Here is a 17,972-nt window from a genome sequence, read left to right as displayed (position 1 = left end):
CGATCGGTTCCGAGAAGGGGGAGACAAACGATGGGTTTTCTCAACCGGCGTGCTGCACGAGCAGCCGTCGTTGCAGCAGCCGGTATAGCGGCACTCGGGCTGAGTGCGGTGACGGCCTCCGCGAAGGTCAGCTATGACTTCAAGGTGAGCCCGCACACCGTGAAGGTGGGCGGGCGCGTCCACGTGAAGGGGGACGCCGCGAACGACAGCGATGTCCTTCAGAAGTTCTGTGTGCAGCAGCGGCAGGGCAAAGGGGCCTGGCGTACGGTGAAGTGCGCGCACGGAGGCATTGGCCTCGGTGGCGCGGTCGACACCTGGGTGCAGGCAAAGCACCGTGGCACGCTGCAGTTCCGCGGCGCGCTCTACGAGGCGGACTTCGGCTCGAAGAAGCTCCGTCTGCAGATGGTCGGGCCGGCCGAGACCGTCAGGGTGCGCTGAACGGACGCTGACCGCCCGTCACACCACCCGCACCCCCCTCCGCCACACCCCGCTCACCAGCGGCACCCCCGGCCGGTAGGCCAGGTGGACGTGGCTCGGGGCGTCCAGGAGGGTCAGGTCGGCGTAGGCGCCCGGGGTCAGGTGGCCGATGTCGGTGCGGCGGAGGGCTGCGGCGCCGCCGGCCGTGGCGGACCAGACCGCCTCGTCGGGGGTCATGTGCATGTCGCGGACGGCCAGGGCGATGCAGAAGGGGACGGAGGAGGTGAAGGAGGAGCCCGGGTTGCAGTCCGTGGAGAGGGCCACCGTCACGCCCGCGTCCAGCAGCCGGCGGGCGTCCGGCCACTCCGCTCGGGTGGAGAACTCCGCGCCCGGCAGGAGGGTGGCGACCGTGCCGCTGTTCGCCAGGGCGTCGACGTCCGCGTCCGTGAGGTGGGTGCAGTGGTCGGCGCTGGCCGCGTCGAGTTCGACGGCGAGCTGGACGCCGGGGCCGTAGGAGAGCTGGTTGGCGTGGATGCGGGGGTGCAGGCCCTTCGCCTGGCCGGCGGTGAGGATCGCGCGGGCCTGGTCGCCGTCGAAGGCGCCCTTCTCGCAGAACACGTCGATCCAGCGGGCGTGCGGCGCGCAGGCGTCCAGCATCTCGCCGGTCACCAGGGCGACATAGGCCGCCGGGTCGTCGGCGTAGTCGGGGGAGACGATGTGCGCGCCGAGGTACGTCACTTCGTCGGTGTGCCGTGCGGCGATGCGCAGGGCGCGGGACTCGTCCTCGACCGTGAGGCCGTAGCCCGACTTCGTCTCGAAGGTGGTGGTGCCCTGGCGCAGGGCCTCCGCCAGGTAGTGGGTGAGGTTCCGCTCCAGCTCCGCGTCGGTCGCGGCCCGGGTGGCCGCGACCGTGGTGCGGATGCCGCCCGCCGTGTAGGAGCGGCCGGACATCCGGGCGTTGAACTCCTGCGTGCGGTCACCGGCGAAGACCAGGTGCGAGTGCGAGTCCACGAAGCCCGGCAGCACCGCCCGGCCGCCCGCGTCGACCCGGTTGTCAGTGGCGGGTGCTTTGCTGGATTCACCGGTCCACGCGATGCGGTCGCCGTCGATGACGACGGCCGCGTCCTGGATCAGACCGAGAGGGGAGTTGTCACCGAGGGAGGGGTCGTTGGTGACCAGCGTGGCGATGTTGGTGATGACGGTGCTGCTGCTCATGGTGTCCTCATGGGTGGTCGTCAGGCGCGGAGGGCTTCGACCGCCCGCGCGAGAGCGTGCGGCACGTCCGGTACGAGGGTGTGCGCCCCGTCGCGTACGACGTGCCGGCCGCCCACGACCGTGTGCCGTACGTCCGCCGCGCTCGCCGCGAATACGGCCGTCTCGGCGCCCAGCCGGGGCAGCGGGCCCGCTGTCCTGACCGAGTCGAGGGCGATCGTCGTGAAGTCGGCGAGCGCGCCCGCCTCCAGGGTGCCGGCCTCGTCCCAGCCGAGGGCCGCGTGGCCGTCGGCGGTGGCCGCCCTGAGCAGGGCGTTCGCCGTCCAGTGGCCCCGGGTGCGGGTGCGCAGCCGCTCGTTCAGCTCCATCGCGCGCGCCTCTTCGAGCAGGTCGATGACGGCGTGGCTGTCGGAGCCGAGGGAGAGCGGGGAGCCGGCCCGCTGGAGGGCGACGGCCGGTCCGATGCCGTCGGCCAGGTCCCGCTCGGTCGTCGGGCACATGCAGGTGCCGGTGCCCGAGCCGCCGAGCAGGGCGATGTCCTCGTCCGTGAGGTGGGTGTTGTGCACCCCGGTGGTGCGCGGCCCGAGGACGCCGTGGTCGGCGAGCAGCCGGGTGGGCGTGCAGCCGTGGGCGGCCTGGCAGGCGTCGTTCTCGGCGGTCTGCTCCGACAGGTGGACATGCAGCGGGGCCCGCCGCTCCTCGGCCCACCGGGCCACGGTCGCCAACTGGTCGGCGGGCACGGCCCGTACGGAGTGGATCGCCGCCCCGATCCGTGCGTGATCCCGCTCCTTGAGAACTGCACAGCGTGCGGCCCAGGCCTCCGCACTGCCGTCGGAGAAGCGCAGCTGGTGGGTGTTGGGCGGCTCGCCGAAGCCGGAGGACAGGTAACAGGTGTCGAGGAGGGTGATGCGGATACCGGCTTCGGCGGCCGCGTCGATCAGCGCCTCGCCCATGGCGTTGGGGTCGGCGTAGGGGGTGCCGCCGGGTGCGTGGTGCACGTAGTGGAACTCGCCGACGGCCGTGATGCCGGCGAGGGCCATCTCGGCGTACACCGCGCGGGCGAGGGCGTGGTACGTCTCCGGGGTCAGGTGGTCGGCGACGGAGTACATCACCTCGCGCCAGGTCCAGAAGGTGCCGGAGCCGACCTGGACCGTGCCGCGCAGCGCCCGGTGGAAGGCGTGGCTGTGGGCGTTCGCCAGGCCGGGCAGTGTGAGGCCGCACAGGATCTCGGCGCCGGGCGGCGGAGTCGGGACGCCGGTGCGGACGGCGCTGATCCGGCCGTCGTTCACGTCGAGGGCCACGCCCGGCTCGACGGTGGTGCCGAGCCAGGCGTGTTCCAACCAGTAGGTCGCCTTGGTCACCTGCAGGCCAGCCCTTCCAGTACGTCGGCGAGTGCGCGCACCCCGGCCAGGCAGTCGTCCTCGGCGGCGAACTCGGCCGGGGAGTGCGAGACACCGGTGGGGTTGCGCACGAACAGCATGGCGGTCGGGATGCTCCCGGCGAGGATCCCGGCGTCGTGTCCGGCGCCGGTCCCGAGGACGGGCACGGTCAGGCCGGTGTCCGTACCGGTTTCCTTGCCCAGGATGCGGCCGAGTTCGTCGCGCAGGGCGTGGTCGAACTCGACGACGGGCGTGAAGGACTCCCGTACGACGTCGAGATCGATGCCGTGGGCGTCGGCGTACTCCCGCGCGGCCTTCTCGATGCCGCCGACGACGGTGTCCAGGGTGTCCTGGTCGGCGGCGCGGGAGTCGAGCCAGCCGCGCACGAGGGAGGGGATCGCGTTGACCCCGTTGGGCTCCACCGCGATCTTGCCGAAGGTGGCGACGGCCCCGGCGAGCCGGGCCTCGCGGCGGGCGGCGAGCACGGTCTCGGCGTACGACAGCATCGGGTCGCGCCGGTCCACCAGCCGGGTGGTGCCGGCGTGGTTCGCCTCGCCCCGGAAGTCGAACCGCCAGCGCCCGTGCGGCCAGATGGCGCTGGCGATGCCGACCCGGTCGCCGGACAGGTCCAGCGCGCGGCCCTGTTCGACGTGCAGCTCGACGAAGGCGCCGATCCGGGCCAGCCGCTCGGGGTCGGCCCCGAGGGCGTCGGGGTCGTATCCGGCGGCCTCCATGGCCCGCGGCAGCGTGACCCCGTCCCCGTCGGTCAGCCGGTGTGCCTGCTCGACGGTCAGCTGCCCGGAGGTGAGCCGGGAGCCGACGCAGGCGAGCCCGAAGCGGGCCCCTTCCTCGTCCCCGAAGTTGACGATGGCCAGGGGCTTGGTGAACCGCGCTCCCCTCCCGCGCAGTTCGTCCAGGGCGGCGAAGGAGGACACGACCCCGAGGGGCCCGTCGAAGGCGCCGCCGTCCGGCACCGAGTCCAGATGTGACCCGGTGACGACGGCGTCCCCGGCGGCCGGGTCCCCGGCCCAGGCCCACTGATTCCCGTTCCGGTCGACCTCGTAGGCCAGCCCACGCGCCTCGGCCTGCTCCTTGAACCAGGCCCGGCACTCGGTGTCGGCCCCGGTCCAGGCGTAGCGCCGGTATCCCTTGGAGTCGGGGTGCCGCCCGATGGGGAGCAGCTCGCGCCACATCTCCTGGAAGGAAGGGGTGGCCGAAGCGGCAGACGGCGACGGGGACTCAGCCCCCACCGGACCGTTGCCGCTCAGCTCGGCGGAGCGCTGGGTCACGCCTGGTCACCCTCACGCATCGGCACCCGGACCCCGCGCTCCTGAGCAACGGACTCCGCGATGTCGTACCCGGCGTCCACGTGCCGGATGACGCCCATGCCCGGGTCGTTGGTGAGCACGCGGCGGATCTTCTCGCCGCCCAGCTTGGTGCCGTCGGCCACCGTCACCTGCCCGGCGTGGATGGAGCGGCCCATGCCCACACCGCCACCGTGGTGGATGGACACCCACGACGCACCGGAGGCCACGTTCACCATGGCGTTCAGCAGCGGCCAGTCGGCGATCGCGTCGGAGCCGTCGAGCATGGCCTCGGTCTCGCGGTACGGGGAGGCGACGGAACCGCAGTCCAGGTGGTCGCGGCCGATCGCCAGCGGAGCGGCCAGCTCACCGGAGGCGACCATGTCGTTGAAGCGCTCGCCGGCCTTGTCGCGCTCGCCGTAGCCGAGCCAGCAGATGCGCGCGGGCAGGCCCTGGAAGTGGACGCGCTCGCCGGCCATCTTGATCCAGCGGGCCAGGGACTCGTTCTCGGGGAACAGCTCCAGGATCGCCTTGTCGGTCTTGGCGATGTCGGCGGGGTCGCCGGACAGCGCGGCCCAGCGGAAGGGGCCCTTGCCCTCGCAGAAGAGCGGGCGGATGTACGCGGGGACGAAGCCGGGGAAGGCGAACGCCCTGTCGTAGCCGGCCAGCTGGGCCTCGCCGCGGATGGAGTTGCCGTAGTCGAAGACCTCGGCGCCGGCGTCCATGAAGCCGACCATGGCCTCGACGTGCTTCGCCATGGACTCACGCGCACGCGTGGTGAAGCCGGCCGGGTCCTTGGCGGCGGCGTCGGCCATGTCCTCGAAGGCCATGCCCACCGGCAGGTAGGACAGCGGGTCGTGGGCGGAGGTCTGGTCGGTGACGATGTCGATGGGGGCGTTCATCGCGAGCAGCTGCGGGACCAGGTCGGCCGCGTTGCCGAGGACGCCGATCGACAGCGGACGGCGGGCGTCACGGGCCTCGACCGCCAGCTGGAGCGCGTGGTCCAGCGAGTCCGCCTTCACGTCCAGGTAGCGGTGCTCGATGCGGCGCTCGATGGCGCGCGGGTCGCAGTCGATGCAGAGGGCGACGCCGTCGTTCATCGTCACGGCGAGCGGCTGGGCGCCGCCCATGCCGCCGAGGCCGGCGGTGAGGGTGATCGTCCCGGCGAGGGTGCCGTTGAACTTCTTCGCGGCGACGGCGGCGAAGGTCTCGTAGGTGCCCTGGAGGATGCCCTGGGTGCCGATGTAGATCCAGGAACCGGCGGTCATCTGGCCGTACATGGTCAGGCCGAGGGCCTCCAGGCGGCGGAACTCCTCCCAGTTGGCCCAGTCGCCGACCAGGTTGGAGTTGGCGATGAGGACGCGCGGGGCCCACTCGTGGGTCTGCATGACGCCGACCGGGCGGCCGGACTGGACCAGCATGGTCTCGTCCTGCTTGAGGGTCTTCAGCGTGCGGACCATGGCGTCGAAGGAGCGCCAGTCACGGGCGGCCTTGCCGGTGCCGCCGTAGACCACGAGCTTGTCCGGGTGCTCGGCCACCTCGGGGTCGAGGTTGTTCTGCAGCATCCGCAGGGCGGCTTCCTGCTGCCATCCCAGGGCGCTCAGTTCCGTGCCGCGCGGCGCTCGTACGGGGCGGGGTCCCGACATCGTCTGCCTCCTCCTGTTACTACGTCTATTCACATCCTGTAGGTCTGAATAGAACTAGTCAATACATCGGAGGCCCCCCGTTCGCGCGCCGCCGGTGTTTGGCTGGACAGGTACCTGAGGCGGAGACGAGGGGAGACGCTGTGGAGCGGGACATCCAGGCCGAGGCCCAGGACCGCGCCGCCCGGCGGGACGAGGCGGTGCGCGCCGCCGTGGAGCAGGGGCTGCTCGGGCCGGACGCGGCCGTGGTGGGGCTGCTGGACGTGACCGGGATCCGGCGGTCGGCGGCGGCCCTGCGGGCGGCGTTCGACGCGGTGGTGGCGCCCGGCACCCCGGTGCTGCACGCCTTCGCGGTGAAGGCGACCCCGCTGGTGCCGGTGCTGCGGCTGCTGGGCGAGGCGGGTCTCGGCGCGGAGGTCGCGAGCCCGGGCGAGCTGGCGCTGGCGCGGGCGGCCGGGGTGCCGGCGGAGCGGACGGTGCTGGACGCGCCCGCGAAGACCCCGGCCGAGCTGCGCGAGGCGCTGGCGCTGGGCATCGCCGTGAACGCCGACAACCCGCAGGAGCTGGACCGGCTGGACGCCCTCGTCCGGCAGACGTCCACCCGCTCCCCGCTGGGTCTCAGGGTCAACCCGCAGATCGGCGGCGGGACCATCGGGGCCACGTCCACGGCGACGGCGACCTCGAAGTTCGGGGTGGCGCTGCGGGACGAGGGGGCGCGCGAGTGGGTCGTCCGGGTGTTCCTGGAGCGGCCGTGGCTGACCCGGCTGCACGCGCACACCGGCTCACAGGGCATCCCGCTGCCGCTGCTGGCGCGGGGCGTGGCGGAGACGTACGCGCTCGCGGAGGAGGTCAACGCGCGGGCCGGGCGGCGGCAGATCGACACGCTCGACATCGGCGGGGGGCTCTCGGTGGACTTCGCCTCCGAGGTGGCGGCGCCGACGTACGCGCAGTACGCGCGCGTGCTGGCCGAGCAGGTGCCGGGGCTGTTCGACGGGCGGTACGGGCTGGTGACCGAGTTCGGGCGCTCGCTCATGGCCCGGCACGGGACGGTGGTGGCGCGGGTGGAGTACGCCAAGTACGCGGGCGGGCGGCGGATCGCGGTGACGCACGCGGGCGTGCAGGTGGCGACGCGCACGGTGTACGTGCCCGAGGCGTGGCCGCTCAGGATCGCCGGGTACGACGCCAAGGGGCGCCCCAAGCAGGGGCCGGACGTGGTGCAGGACGTGGCCGGGCCGGCCTGTTTCTCGGGCGACCTGCTCGCCGAGGGGCGCGCGCTGCCCGCGCTGGAGCAGGGCGACTACGCGGCGGCGCTGGACACGGGCGCGTACTACTTCGCCCACCACTACGCCTACAACTCCCTGGCCCGGCCCGGCATCTACGGCTTCGCGCCGGACGGTGCGGGAGGTGTCGCCTTCGCGGTCGTACGGGAGCCGCAGACCATGGCCGAGGTGGTGGCGGAGTCCGGAGGGGCGCACGTGGACGCACTCACCACCCTGCGGGCGCCCGGGAGCCGTTGACGCACGCCCCCTCCCCGCGCACAACATGATCAACTCCCCCGGCACAGACGCCAGTTGACCCACACTAGTACGCCGGACGCATGTTCCACTGGAAAATGCCAAAGGCCTCCCCCGGCGGCGCGCACGGTGCGTAGTGTCGGCGTCACTCAGCCGGAGTCCCAGGCGGGAGGGGAGCCACGGTGCCCGGAATCGACGAGTGCCTGCTGGAAGCGATGCGGTTGCCCGGTGCGCGGGGCGCCGCGCTCGTGGACTGGACGAGCGGACTGGCGCTCGGCACGGTAGGGGAGGCGCCCGGCGGCGATCACGAGACGACCGCCGCCGAGGCCGCCGAACTGGCCCGGATGGCCGCCGAGCACGGCGCGTTCGCGGCCGGCACGGACGACGGGCGGCCACCCGTCGAGGACGTGATCGTCAGCAACCGCGACAGCTACCACCTGCTGCGGTTCGTGGACACGTCCTTCGACAGCAGTGTGTTCCTGCATCTGTGGCTCGGCCGCGAGGACGGCAACCTCGCGCTCGCCCGGATCCGGCTCGGCGAGATGGCCGCCCGGCTGGTGCTGGGATGACCGTGACGCACATACCTCCGCTGCCGGTGCGGGACAAGACGGCCGGCCGGGCCCTGTCGCCGATGCTGACCCGGCTGGCCGAGGAGCGGGCCACCGGCGTCCTGGTGCGCGAGCACGGCACCCTGTACCTGGCCGAGGGCCGGGTGGTGCACGCCGAGAGCCCCTGCTCCCCGGGCCTCGGCGTGCTCCTCACGGCCCACGGCACCCTCGCGGCCGCTGCCTGGCAGCGGGCCGCCGCGCGCACCGCTGACCCGCCGCAGGCCGCCGAACTCCTGCTGGAGTCGGGGCTGTTGACCACAGGCGCGCTGGAGCTGTGCCATCTGGACGCGCTGTACGACGCCGGGTACTTCGCGCTGGCGCCGAGCAGCACCCCGGGCCGCTTCCGCTACGACAACACCCCCCGGCTCGGCCCGCTGCCTTCGGTTCCGGTCGTCGCGCTGGAACGCGAGACGCTGCGCCGCCGGCTGCTGCTGCACCGGCTGTGGCCCGACCCGGCCACCGACAGCGCCCCGCTGATCCGGGCCGACCCGGCGGCGCCCGCGCCGGTCACGTCCCGGCAGCGGGTGGTCCTGGACCGCGTGGACGGCGTCCGCACGGCCACCGGGATCGCCCGGAACCTGGGCCGGCAGGCCTTCCACACGCTGGTCGACGTGCGCCGGCTCGCGGCGGCCGGCCACCTCGCACCGGTGCCGCCCGCGGCCCCGGCCTCCCTGCCGTACCCACCCCCGGTCACCGACCCCGACATCGCGCTGCTGAAGAGGCTCAGGGATGCGCTGGAGGCGCTTTGAACGGCACCGCCCCGCCGAGAGGAGAGAGCTGATCGTGTCCGAGGAGGACCTCCAGGCCGTCCTGGAGGAGCTGCGCCGGCTGCGGACCCGGGTGCCGCAGCTCACCGGCGCCCTGGCGGCCGGCGTCGACGGGCTCGTCGTCGCCCACGACACCCCGGGGGTGGACCCGGAGGGCCTGGCCGCGCTGACCGCCGCCGCGCTCGGCGTGGCCGTACGGGTCAGCGACGCCACCGGGCACGGCGGCTTCCGCGAGCTGCTGGTGCGCGGCGAGGGCGGCTACGTCGCCACCTACGCCGCGGGCCGCACCGCCGTACTGACCCTGCTCGCCGAGGGCCGGGTCAACGTCGGGCGGCTGCACCTGGAGGGCCGCCGGGCCGGCGCCCGGATCGGGGAGCTGCTCGACGCCGCCGAGGCCGCCGCCCGGGCCGCCGTCCCGCCCCGAAGGACGCTGGGCGCCGTCAGCCCCGCGCCACCGGCCCGTACCCGTACGACCCGCACCGCGGGCGCCGACATGCGCACCGCGACCGACAGTTGAACGATTCGAGAGGACTCACCGTGGCGAACACCGAAACCGCACTGAAAGAAGCGCTCACCTCCATCGAGGGCGCCACCGGCGTCGCGCTCGTCGACTACACCAGCGGGATGGCGCTGGGCACGATGGGCGGCAGCAAGACCTTCGACCTGAACGTGGCCGCCGCCGGCAACACCGACGTGATCCGCGCCAAGATGCGCACGATGGAGATGCTGGGGCTCAAGAGCGAGATCGAGGACATCCTGATCACGCTGACGGACCAGTACCACCTGGTCCGCCTGCTCAAGAGCCGCGGCGGCAACGGCCTGTTCCTCTACCTGGTCCTGGACACCTCCCGGGCCAACCTGGCGATGGCACGGCACCAGCTGAAGAAGATCGAGCAGGAGCTGGAGATCTAGGGGGTGTCGTTTGGATCATCCCGGCGTCGCGGGCCCTAGACCAGCGCGGCGGTACGGCGGCGGGCCCCGCCCGGGGCCGCGTCGCCGGCCGCGACACCCGTACCGCGCCACCCCTTCACGGCCTTGCCCACCGGGCTCCCGCCGCGTCGGCCGAGCCAGTCGACGCGCACCCACAGCAGGGTCTGCTCCGCCCGCTCGCGCCGCCCGATCCGGGCCGCCTTCAGCCGCAGCCCGGTGCCGAGCCCGGCGAGCAGCATGCCGCCGGCGGCGGGGACGGCGAAGGCGGAGCCGAGGGCCGCGGCGAAGGCCGCCAGCAGCCACCACCGGTGGCCCCGGCGCCAGGCGCGCACGGTCACCGCCCGGTCCTGCAGCACGTCGAACTTGCCCGCGCGGGCGGCCCCGCGGGCGAGGGCGTCGTACCGCTTCCGCCGTGCCAGTGGTACGCCGGCCGCCGCGACGAGAAACAGTGCGGCCCCGGCCAGCACCCCGATCCGGCGGCCGGTCACCCCGGGCGGCAGCACGCCGACCCCGGCCGCGGCCACCCCGAACCACCACAGCGGTGCGGCCCCGGCCCGTACGACGACGGCCACCCGGGCCAGTCCCTGCCCTCCGCGCGCCACGTCTGCCTCCCGTGTCACGTGTCCATCCAGCGCCTGTTGTCTCCCGCAGAAGCTAGGGGCAGAACGTGAGACGAGTCTGAGAGCGCGCCCGGAAGGAGGGCGCCCGGAAGGAGGTCATTCCACGAACAGCCCGCGCGCCGCCGCCTTCGTGTCGAACTCCTCCAGGCGGGCCTGGGCGTCGGGCAGGTCGTCACAGAGCGCCTCCAGCAGCACCCGGCCGAGCAGCATCGGGGCGCACGCGGTGTCGAAGGCGAGGCCGGTGCCGACGGCGGCGGGCAGCAGCAGGTCGGAGTGCTTGGCGACCGGCGCGAACGCGGAGTCGGCGACCGTGACCGTGGTCAGCCCGACGTCCTGGGCGTAGGCGAGGGTGTCCACGACCTCGCGGGGGTGCCGGGGCAGCGCGAAGCACAGCAGGGCGGAGGCGCCCGCGCGGACGGCGGCGTCGATGCGGTCCTGGATCATCGTGCCGCCCTCGTCGAGCAGCCGGACGTCCGGGTGGACCTTGGCGGCGAAGTACGAGAAGCCGTACGCCTGGGAGGCGGCGGCCCGCAGGCCGAGCACCGGCAGCGGGCGGGAGGCGGCGAGGATCCGGCCGGCCCGCTGCACCGGACGCGGGTCGGCGAGGAGTTCGGCGAGGTGCCTGAGGTTCTCGATCTCGGCCTCGACGGCCTGCTGGTACTCGTTGAACACGCCCGCCTCGGCGGCCGGTTCGACGGGGACGACCTCGCGCAGGTGCCTGCGCAGCGCCGGGTAGCCGTCGAAGCCGAGGGCGACCGCGAAGCGGGTGACGGAGGGCTGGCTGACGCCCGCCAGCTCGGCCAGCTCCACGCTGGACAGGAAGGGCACGTCGGCGGCCCGCCGGACCATGCTGTGCGCGATCCGGCGCTGGGTCGGGGTGAGCCGGTGACCCTCGAAGAGCGCCTGCAGCCGGCCCGCGGGGCTGTCGGTCGCACCGCCGGACGCGGCGCCTTCCGCGGAATCCGCACCGGTAACCCTGTCCACACTCATGACGCGCTCCCCCTCCAGATGTCCGTGAACCGGTCGAGCAGTGCGGCCGCCTCCGTCACGTCCTTGGTGAGCGGCCGGTCGGCCGGGTCGGGGTCGAGGACCGACTCGGCGAGCGCGAAGGCCCGGCCGGCCGGCAGCCCCGGGTCGGGCCGCAGGTCGCGCTGGCGCAGCGCACGGACGGCGGCGACGAGTTCGCAGCCGGCCACCAGGCGGTACGCACCGCACGCGCGCAGGGTCTGCCGCGCGGCGAGCGAGGCGAAGCTCGCCTGTTCCTCGACGCCCCGGGAGAGTACAGCGTGGCCGAGCGAGGCGGGCGCGGAGAAGGCCCGCAGCTCGCCGAGGGCGGCGCCGGCCGCGTACTCCAGGATCATCACGCCGGAGGAGGCCGGCTCGTGGTCGGCGAGGAAGGGCCGCAGCCGGGTGTAGGCGGGCTCGTTGAGCGTGGACAGGCGGGACGTCGACAGCCGGGCCACCTGCATGAGGGCGAGCCTGAAGTGGTCCAGGGCCAGGGCGAGTTGGGCGGCGTAGAAGCCGCCGTGGTGGTAGGCGGCGAGGTCCTCGGGGGCGATGAGCGGGTTCTCGGCGGCCGCGTTCATCTCCACCGTCAGGATCTGCTCCAGGGCGTCGGCCGCGTCGAGCGCGGGGCCGTGGATCTGAGGCAGGCACCGGAAGCCGTACGGGTCCTGGATCCGGCCCGGGGCCTCTCTTTCGGATCTTGCCGGGGTCACGCGAGAGGCACCGTCGCCCGAAGCCGGCCTGACCCGACAGAGAGGCCCCGGCGGCGGGGTGGGCCGGTCGGCGGCGCCGATCAGCTCCCGCATCCGCCGGGCCACCTCGACGCTGCCTCGGTGCGGGCGGGCGGCGTGCACGGGGGCGGCGTAGGCCTCGTGGGAGCCGTCGACGGCGAGCAGGGACAGGGCCGCGACGACCTGGGTGGCGCCGATCAGCCCGCGCAGTTCGTCCAGGGCGAGCGCGGACTGGCCGAGGGTGAGGGCGTTGCTGCTGATCAGGGCGAGGGCGTCGTTGTTGTCGAGGGGCAGCGGCGCGGGGGCGCCCGGGCCGTGCCAGGGGTGTTCCCCGGCGAGCGCGAGGCCGACCTGGGCGAGGGCCGCGATGTCGCCGGTGCCGACGGAGCCGAACTCGTTGACGGCCGGATGGGCGCCGGTCTCCAGCGCCTCGCACAGGGCGGTGACCACGCCGGGTCTGAGCCCGGCGCCGCCGGCCAGCAGCTGGTTGGCGCGCACGGCGAGGGTGGCGCGCACCTGCCGGGCGGGCAGTTCCTCCCCGATCGCCCCGGCGTGGCTGCGCAGCAGGCGCAGGCCGTGTCCGGCGACCGCCTCGGCGGGCACGTCCACGTTCCGATTGGCGCCCACGCCGGTGGAGCGGCCGTAGACGCGCCCGGTGGCGGCGATCCGCCGGGCCGCGTTCCAGGACTCCTCCACCCGTCGCAGCGCCCCGGCCGCGGGGACCGGTCGCGCGGTCCCGTCGGCGAGGCGTACGACGTCCTCGACGCCGAGCCCGGAGCCGTCGAGGACGACCGTCGCGGCGCGCGGGGACGGCACGGACTGCGGCGCGGCCACGACGCGAGACGACATCACGCCCGAACTCCCCTCACCCCTGCTATTCACCCACCAAGAACTCTGCATGAGCCTATACAGCCGGGCAAGAGACGTCTCACGATCCGGTGCCGCCACCACCGGCCAAGGGGCGGTATCAGCGGGGCGATGATCTGCCGAAGAATCGGCCAAATGTCATTAAACGGCGACCGAGCGTGACGCCTCCCCTGCGTACCGTGAGCAGTTATGGCCGCGCCCACGCTCCACCCCGCCACGCCGTCCACTCCGGCCGCCGTGCTCGGCGAGCTCCTCGCCGGCAACGCGCGCTACGCCGCCGGCCGCCCCCGGCGCCCGCACGGCGGCCCCGCCCGACCGCGGCCGTGCGCGGTGATCGTCGGCTGTGTCGACTCCCGGGTGCCGCCGGAGCTGGTCTTCGACCAGGGCCTCGGGGACCTGCTGTGCCTCAGCACGGTCGGCCAGGTGCTGGACGAGGCCGTGCTCGGCTCCGTCCAGTACGGCGTCCAGGAACTCGGCATCCCGCTGGTGCTGGTGCTCGGGCACGAGCGGTGCGGGGCGGTCGCCGCCACGCTGGAGCATCTGCGCACCGGGGCGGCCGTACCGGGGCATCTGGAGCTGCTGGTGGCGGAGATCGCGCCCGCCGCCCGGCGCACCCGGGGCCTGGACGGGGACTGGGCCGAGCACACGATGCGGGCGCACACCGCGTGGGTGCGGGACGTGATCCGCGCCGACCCGGCGTTCGGCTCCGCCGGGGTGGAGGCGGGCCGGTTCGACCTCGGCACGGGGGTCGTCAGCCTTCTGCCCTGAGCCGGGACAGGGGGGCTATCCCCAGTGCGCCCCAGGCGGCCGCTTCCTAACCTGAACGGCATGAACACTCTGGACCCGCGGGACGTGGACCTGCGCAAGGACCTCGACGCCACGGTGCGGGCACGCCGTGACCTGGGCGAGGACTACGACGCCGCGCTGCTGGACTCCTTCCTGGAGAAGGTCGAGCAGCGCATCGACGACGCGGTGGACCGCCGGGTACGGCGGCACCTGGCCGAGCAGCAGATGGCGAGCGCGCGCGGCGCCCGGCGCCCGAAGAGCGCCGACACCTGGCCGGAGCGCTTCGGGCTCGCGATCGTCTCGCTGGTCCTGGCGATCCCGCTGACCGCCGTCGCCGGCGGCGTCGCGGGGACGGCCGGGACGGTGGCCGCCTGGCTCGGCATCGTCGGCGTCAACTTCGCCCAGGCGGTCCGGTACAACCCCGAGCTGTTCTCCGGCCGCCGCGCCCGCTCCCGCGACGACGACTGACCCGCGCGGCCCCACGCCCCCGGCCCCACGCCCCCGGCCTCACGCCTGCCGGGTCGGCAGCACCATGATCTGGCGGAGGTTGACGTGCCGGGGCCGGCTGGTGGCGTAGGCGACGACGTCCGCGACCTCCGCCGCCGACAGGCTGCCGATCGCCTCGAACAAGCCGTCCAGCTGCCCGGACAGCTCCGCGCTGTCGACATGCGCGGCCAGCTCGGTCTGCGTCAGCCCCGGCTCGATGTTCGTCACCCGCACGTCCCGCGGCCCGAACTCGGTGCGCAGGGACTGCGAGAGATAGGTGACGGCGGCCTTCGTGGCGCCGTACACCGCGTAGTTGGGGAAGGGGATGTGGGCGCCGATGGAGGAGATGTTCACCAGGTCGGCGGTGCGCCCCTCGCCGGCCGCGCCCACCAGGTCGGCGCCGAAGGCACGGATGACCCGCAGCACTCCGGTGACGTTGGTGTCGAGCATCCGCTGCCACTCGTCGATGCGGCCGTCGGCGACCGGGTTCGGGAGCATGACGCCGGCGTTGTTCACGACCAGGTCAACGGCGCCGAACGTCTGGTGCACCAGGTCGCGGGCGGCCGCCACGGACGCGTCGTCGGTGACGTCGGCGGCCACGACGAGCGCCTCGCCCCCGTCGGCCCGGATCTTCTCCACCAGCGCCTGAAGCCGGTCGGCGCGCCGGGCCAGCAGCGCCACCCGGGCGCCCTCGGCGGCGAGCTGCACCGCGAGCGCCTCGCCGATGCCGCTGGCGGCGCCGGTGACGACAGCGGTGCGGCCGGACAGGTTCGGGTACGACATGGGTGTTCCCCCTGGATGCGGGCGCCGGGGCTGCTCCCCGGCGGCTGACACCACCCTCGCCGGATCCGGCGGCCGTACCCAGGGATGCGCTTTTCCTGGGTCTGCCAGTACCAGGTTCGGCCGCGGCCTCTCCCCTACGATCGATCCCATGGACGGGGACTGGCTGGAAGGGGAAGTCGGCGACTTCCTGCGCTCACGACGTGCACGGATCCAGCCCGAGGAGGTGGGGCTGCCCGGCCACGGGCGGCGCCGCGTACCGGGCCTGCGCCGCGAGGAGGTGGCCCAGCTCGCGGGCGTGAGCGTCGACTACTACATCCGGCTGGAGCAGGGGCGCGGGCCGAGCGTCAGTGACGCGGTGCTGGACGCGATCGCCCGGGTGCTGCGGCTGGACGAGACCGAGCACGCCCATCTGCGGACGGTGGCCCGCCCGCAGCACCGGCGCCAGGGCGGACAGCCCCGGCGGCAGCCCGCGCCCCGCGTGCGCCCCGGCGTGCAGACGCTGCTCGACGGCATGGAGCACAGCCCGGCGTTCGTGCTGGGCCGCCGGATGGACGTGCTCGCGTGGAACGCGCTCGGCGACGCGGTGAACGGCTTCAGCCGTATGTCCCCGGCCGAGCGGAACATGCCCCGGCAGGTCTTCCTGAACCCGGCCGCCCGTGACCTGTACCCCGAGTGGTCCGCGGTGGCCGCGACGACGGTGGCCAACCTGCGGCTGGCCGCCGGGAAGTACGCCGACGACCCCGAGCTGTGCGCGCTGGTCGGCGAACTCTCCCTGAAGAGCGAGGACTTCCGCCGGCTGTGGGCGGACCACGAGGTCAGGGAGTGCGCGTACGGCGTGAAGAAGGTCCGGCACCCGGTGGCGGGCCTGCTGACCCTGCCGTACGAGACGCTGACGGTCGGACACGACCCGGAACAGACGATCGTGGTGTACACCCCGGAGAAGGGGTCGGAGACGGCGGAGCGGCTGGCGCTGCTGGGGAGTTGGACGACCGTCTAGAAGGCTGACGAGGGTTCAGAAGGCTGACGGCCGTCCAGAAAGCTCACGACCGTGCAGAAAGCTTTCGCGGGGACCGCCGCACCCCCGTTGCCGGGGGGCGGGACGACGGCGGTCCCCGCGAGGGACGCGGGCCGGGTCAGGGCCGGGCTGCGCGTCCGTGGCGTCCATGGAGGTCCGGGAGCCGCTCCGGAGGTCCTTGGCGCCGTTCGGCGTCGGCCGGGGCGGGGAGCCGCTCCCGCCCTGCCGACACCCACTAATGTGCCGGACCCGTGTTAAGCGTGTGCTGCGTGGACGTGACACGCTCGTACCACTTCCGCGAAGACCGCCCGACCGGCGGACCACCCGCAAGTGCGGCACCGAAACCGGCAGTTCACCCCCCGTTCGGCTACTGCTTGCCGCCCTTGGCGAGGAACGCCAGCAGGTCCTGCCGGCTGACCACGCCGGTCGGCTTGCCCTCGACGAGGACGATCGCCGCGTCGGCCGAGCCGAGCACGGACATCAGGTCGCCGACGGGCTCGCCGGAGCCGACCTGGGGCAGCGGGGCGGACATGTGCTTCTCCAGCGGGTCCTCCAGGGAGGCGCGCTTGGAGAACAGGGCGTCCAGCAGCTCCCGTTCCACGACCGAGCCGACGACCTCGGCGGCCATCACGTCGGGGTGACCGGCACCCGGCTTGACGACCGGCATCTGCGAGACGCCGTACTCGCGCAGCACCTCGATGGCCTGGCCGACGGTCTCCTCGGGGTGCATGTGCACCAGGGAGGGGATGGTGCCGCCCGCCTTGTGGTTCAGGACGTCGGCGACGCGGGCGCTCGGGCCCTCGTCCTCCAGGAAGCCGTAGTCGGCCATCCACTCGTCGTTGAAGATCTTCGAGAGGTATCCGCGCCCGCTGTCCGGCAGCAGCACGACCACCACGTCGTCCGGGCCGAGCCGCTCGGCGACCCGCAGCGCGGCCACGACGGCCATCCCGCAGGAGCCGCCCACCAGCAGGCCCTCCTCCTTGGCCAGGCGGCGGGTCATCTGGAAGGAGTCCTTGTCGGAGACGGCGACGATCTCGTCGGCGACGGTGCGGTCGTAGGCGGTCGGCCAGAAGTCCTCACCCACGCCCTCGACGAGATACGGCCGCCCGGAGCCGCCGGAGTAGACGGAGCCCTCCGGGTCGGCGCCGATGACCTTGACCTTGCCGTCGCTGGCGTCCTTCAGATACCGGCCGGTGCCGGAGATCGTCCCGCCCGTGCCCACGCCCGCCACGAAGTGGGTGATCTTCCCCTCCGTCTGCTCCCACAGCTCGGGGCCGGTCGAGTGATAGTGGGAGAGCGGGTTGTTGGGGTTGGAGTACTGGTCCGGCTTCCAGGCGCCCGGGGTCTCGCGGACGAGCCGGTCGGAGACGTTGTAGTACGAGTCGGGGTGCTCGGGATCCACGGCGGTCGGGCAGACCACGACCTCCGCGCCGTACGCGCGCAGCACGTTGATCTTGTCGGTGCTCACCTTGTCGGGGCACACGAAGATGCACTTGTACCCCTTCTGCTGAGCGACGATCGCGAGCCCCACGCCGGTGTTCCCGCTGGTCGGCTCCACAATGGTGCCGCCCGGCTTCAGCTCCCCGCTCTGCTCGGCGGCCTCGATCATGCGCAGGGCGATGCGGTCCTTCACGGAGCCGCCGGGGTTGAAGTACTCGACCTTGGCAAGGACGGTCGCCTGGATGCCCTTGGTCACGTTGTTGAGCCGCACCAGCGGGGTGTTGCCGACGAGGCTGATCATCGAGTCGTGGAATTGCACCGTTGTCTCCGGTTGCTGTGCACAAAAGCAGTGGTCGTAGTGGTCAAGTCAGCCTACGGCCCACGAGTGGGACGTGGTGGCCGTTCACTCCCCGTCGAGATTGGCGCACGGGCTGTACGGGGCAAGGAGTGGATGTACGGCTACGA

The 17,972-nt window shown here is 73.4% G+C and carries 18 protein-coding genes; 9 read left to right on the top strand and 9 right to left on the bottom strand.

What is annotated here, in order from left to right; all coding sequences use genetic code 11:
- Nucleotides 1-30: 30 nt before the first annotated feature.
- On the top strand, nt 31-438 hold the full coding sequence (locus O1G22_RS25145; RefSeq protein WP_270083384.1) for a hypothetical protein: 408 nt from the start codon (nt 31-33) through the stop codon (nt 436-438).
- A gap of 18 nt (nt 439-456) precedes the next feature.
- Here the strand turns inward: O1G22_RS25145 and hutI are convergent, their stop codons facing one another.
- From hutI to hutU, 4 genes are all read right to left on the bottom strand, one after another.
- A complete protein-coding gene (hutI, locus tag O1G22_RS25140) occupies nt 457-1,632 on the bottom strand; it encodes an imidazolonepropionase (protein ID WP_270083383.1) in 1,176 nt (391 codons plus the stop codon).
- A gap of 20 nt (nt 1,633-1,652) precedes the next feature.
- Nucleotides 1,653-2,996 carry a formimidoylglutamate deiminase gene (locus tag O1G22_RS25135; RefSeq protein ID WP_270086533.1) on the bottom strand — a complete coding sequence of 448 codons (1,344 nt, stop codon included), beginning with the start codon at nt 2,994-2,996 and terminating at the stop codon, nt 1,653-1,655.
- On the bottom strand, nt 2,987-4,201 hold the full coding sequence (locus O1G22_RS25130; RefSeq protein WP_270086532.1) for an allantoate amidohydrolase: 1,215 nt from the start codon (nt 4,199-4,201) through the stop codon (nt 2,987-2,989). The genes O1G22_RS25135 and O1G22_RS25130 overlap by 10 nt, the downstream gene beginning before the upstream one ends.
- A 92-nt stretch (nt 4,202-4,293) precedes the next feature.
- Complete coding sequence (gene hutU / locus O1G22_RS25125) at nt 4,294-5,958, bottom strand: urocanate hydratase (protein ID WP_270083382.1); 1,665 nt, start codon at nt 5,956-5,958, stop codon at nt 4,294-4,296.
- A 140-nt stretch (nt 5,959-6,098) separates the two neighbouring features.
- Here hutU and O1G22_RS25120 point away from each other — a divergent pair, with 140 nt between their 5' ends.
- From O1G22_RS25120 to O1G22_RS25100, 5 genes are all read left to right on the top strand, one after another.
- On the top strand, nt 6,099-7,472 hold the full coding sequence (locus tag O1G22_RS25120; RefSeq protein ID WP_270083381.1) for a type III PLP-dependent enzyme domain-containing protein: 1,374 nt from the start codon (nt 6,099-6,101) through the stop codon (nt 7,470-7,472).
- A 179-nt stretch (nt 7,473-7,651) separates the two neighbouring features.
- The gene (locus O1G22_RS25115) at nt 7,652-8,038 is read left to right on the top strand and encodes a hypothetical protein (protein WP_270083380.1); all 387 of its coding nucleotides are present in this window, start codon (nt 7,652-7,654) and stop codon (nt 8,036-8,038) included.
- Nucleotides 8,035-8,826 carry a transcriptional regulator gene (locus tag O1G22_RS25110; protein ID WP_270083379.1) on the top strand — a complete coding sequence of 264 codons (792 nt, stop codon included), beginning with the start codon at nt 8,035-8,037 and terminating at the stop codon, nt 8,824-8,826. Before O1G22_RS25115 ends, O1G22_RS25110 begins: the two co-directional genes overlap by 4 nt.
- Nucleotides 8,827-8,857: 31 nt before the next feature.
- The gene (locus tag O1G22_RS25105; protein WP_270086531.1) at nt 8,858-9,361 is read left to right on the top strand and encodes a roadblock/LC7 domain-containing protein; all 504 of its coding nucleotides are present in this window, start codon (nt 8,858-8,860) and stop codon (nt 9,359-9,361) included.
- 20 nt (nt 9,362-9,381) lie between these two features.
- Nucleotides 9,382-9,756 carry a roadblock/LC7 domain-containing protein gene (locus O1G22_RS25100; RefSeq protein ID WP_225099079.1) on the top strand — a complete coding sequence of 125 codons (375 nt, stop codon included), beginning with the start codon at nt 9,382-9,384 and terminating at the stop codon, nt 9,754-9,756.
- A 35-nt stretch (nt 9,757-9,791) separates the two neighbouring features.
- On the opposite strand, the gene O1G22_RS25095 is transcribed toward O1G22_RS25100, so the two are convergent.
- The 3 genes from O1G22_RS25095 to O1G22_RS25085 form a co-directional block, all read right to left on the bottom strand.
- On the bottom strand, nt 9,792-10,376 hold the full coding sequence (locus O1G22_RS25095; RefSeq protein ID WP_225099080.1) for a hypothetical protein: 585 nt from the start codon (nt 10,374-10,376) through the stop codon (nt 9,792-9,794).
- A gap of 114 nt (nt 10,377-10,490) precedes the next feature.
- Nucleotides 10,491-11,384 (bottom strand): MurR/RpiR family transcriptional regulator, encoded by an 894-nt coding sequence (locus O1G22_RS25090; protein WP_270083378.1) that lies wholly within the window; start codon nt 11,382-11,384, stop codon nt 10,491-10,493.
- Nucleotides 11,381-12,979 carry an aromatic amino acid ammonia-lyase gene (locus tag O1G22_RS25085; RefSeq protein WP_270083377.1) on the bottom strand — a complete coding sequence of 533 codons (1,599 nt, stop codon included), beginning with the start codon at nt 12,977-12,979 and terminating at the stop codon, nt 11,381-11,383. The genes O1G22_RS25090 and O1G22_RS25085 overlap by 4 nt, the downstream gene beginning before the upstream one ends.
- Before the next feature lie 207 nt (nt 12,980-13,186).
- Between O1G22_RS25085 and O1G22_RS25080 the strand changes: the two genes are divergently transcribed.
- Together O1G22_RS25080 and O1G22_RS25075 are read left to right on the top strand one after the other, a co-directional pair.
- Nucleotides 13,187-13,765 carry a carbonic anhydrase gene (locus O1G22_RS25080; RefSeq protein WP_270083376.1) on the top strand — a complete coding sequence of 193 codons (579 nt, stop codon included), beginning with the start codon at nt 13,187-13,189 and terminating at the stop codon, nt 13,763-13,765.
- A gap of 60 nt (nt 13,766-13,825) precedes the next feature.
- On the top strand, nt 13,826-14,251 hold the full coding sequence (locus O1G22_RS25075; RefSeq protein ID WP_270083375.1) for a hypothetical protein: 426 nt from the start codon (nt 13,826-13,828) through the stop codon (nt 14,249-14,251).
- 39 nt (nt 14,252-14,290) lie between these two features.
- Here the strand turns inward: O1G22_RS25075 and O1G22_RS25070 are convergent, their stop codons facing one another.
- Nucleotides 14,291-15,052, bottom strand: coding sequence for an SDR family oxidoreductase (locus tag O1G22_RS25070; RefSeq protein ID WP_270083374.1), 762 nt, complete (start codon nt 15,050-15,052; stop codon nt 14,291-14,293).
- Nucleotides 15,053-15,200: 148 nt separating this feature from the next.
- On the opposite strand from O1G22_RS25070, the gene O1G22_RS25065 reads away from it, so the two are divergent.
- Nucleotides 15,201-16,049, top strand: a complete 849-nt coding sequence (locus tag O1G22_RS25065; protein ID WP_270083373.1) for a helix-turn-helix transcriptional regulator — start codon at nt 15,201-15,203, stop codon at nt 16,047-16,049.
- 385 nt (nt 16,050-16,434) lie between these two features.
- Here the strand turns inward: O1G22_RS25065 and O1G22_RS25060 are convergent, their stop codons facing one another.
- On the bottom strand, nt 16,435-17,826 hold the full coding sequence (locus O1G22_RS25060; protein ID WP_225099090.1) for a cystathionine beta-synthase: 1,392 nt from the start codon (nt 17,824-17,826) through the stop codon (nt 16,435-16,437).
- Between the last annotated feature and the right edge of the window lie 146 nt (nt 17,827-17,972).

The sequence above is a fragment of the Streptomyces camelliae genome, assembly GCF_027625935.1.
Taxonomy (GTDB): domain Bacteria; phylum Actinomycetota; class Actinomycetes; order Streptomycetales; family Streptomycetaceae; genus Streptomyces; species Streptomyces camelliae.
The sequence above is the reverse complement of the archived record's forward strand: the minus strand, read 5'-3'. Positions and strand labels throughout refer to the sequence as shown.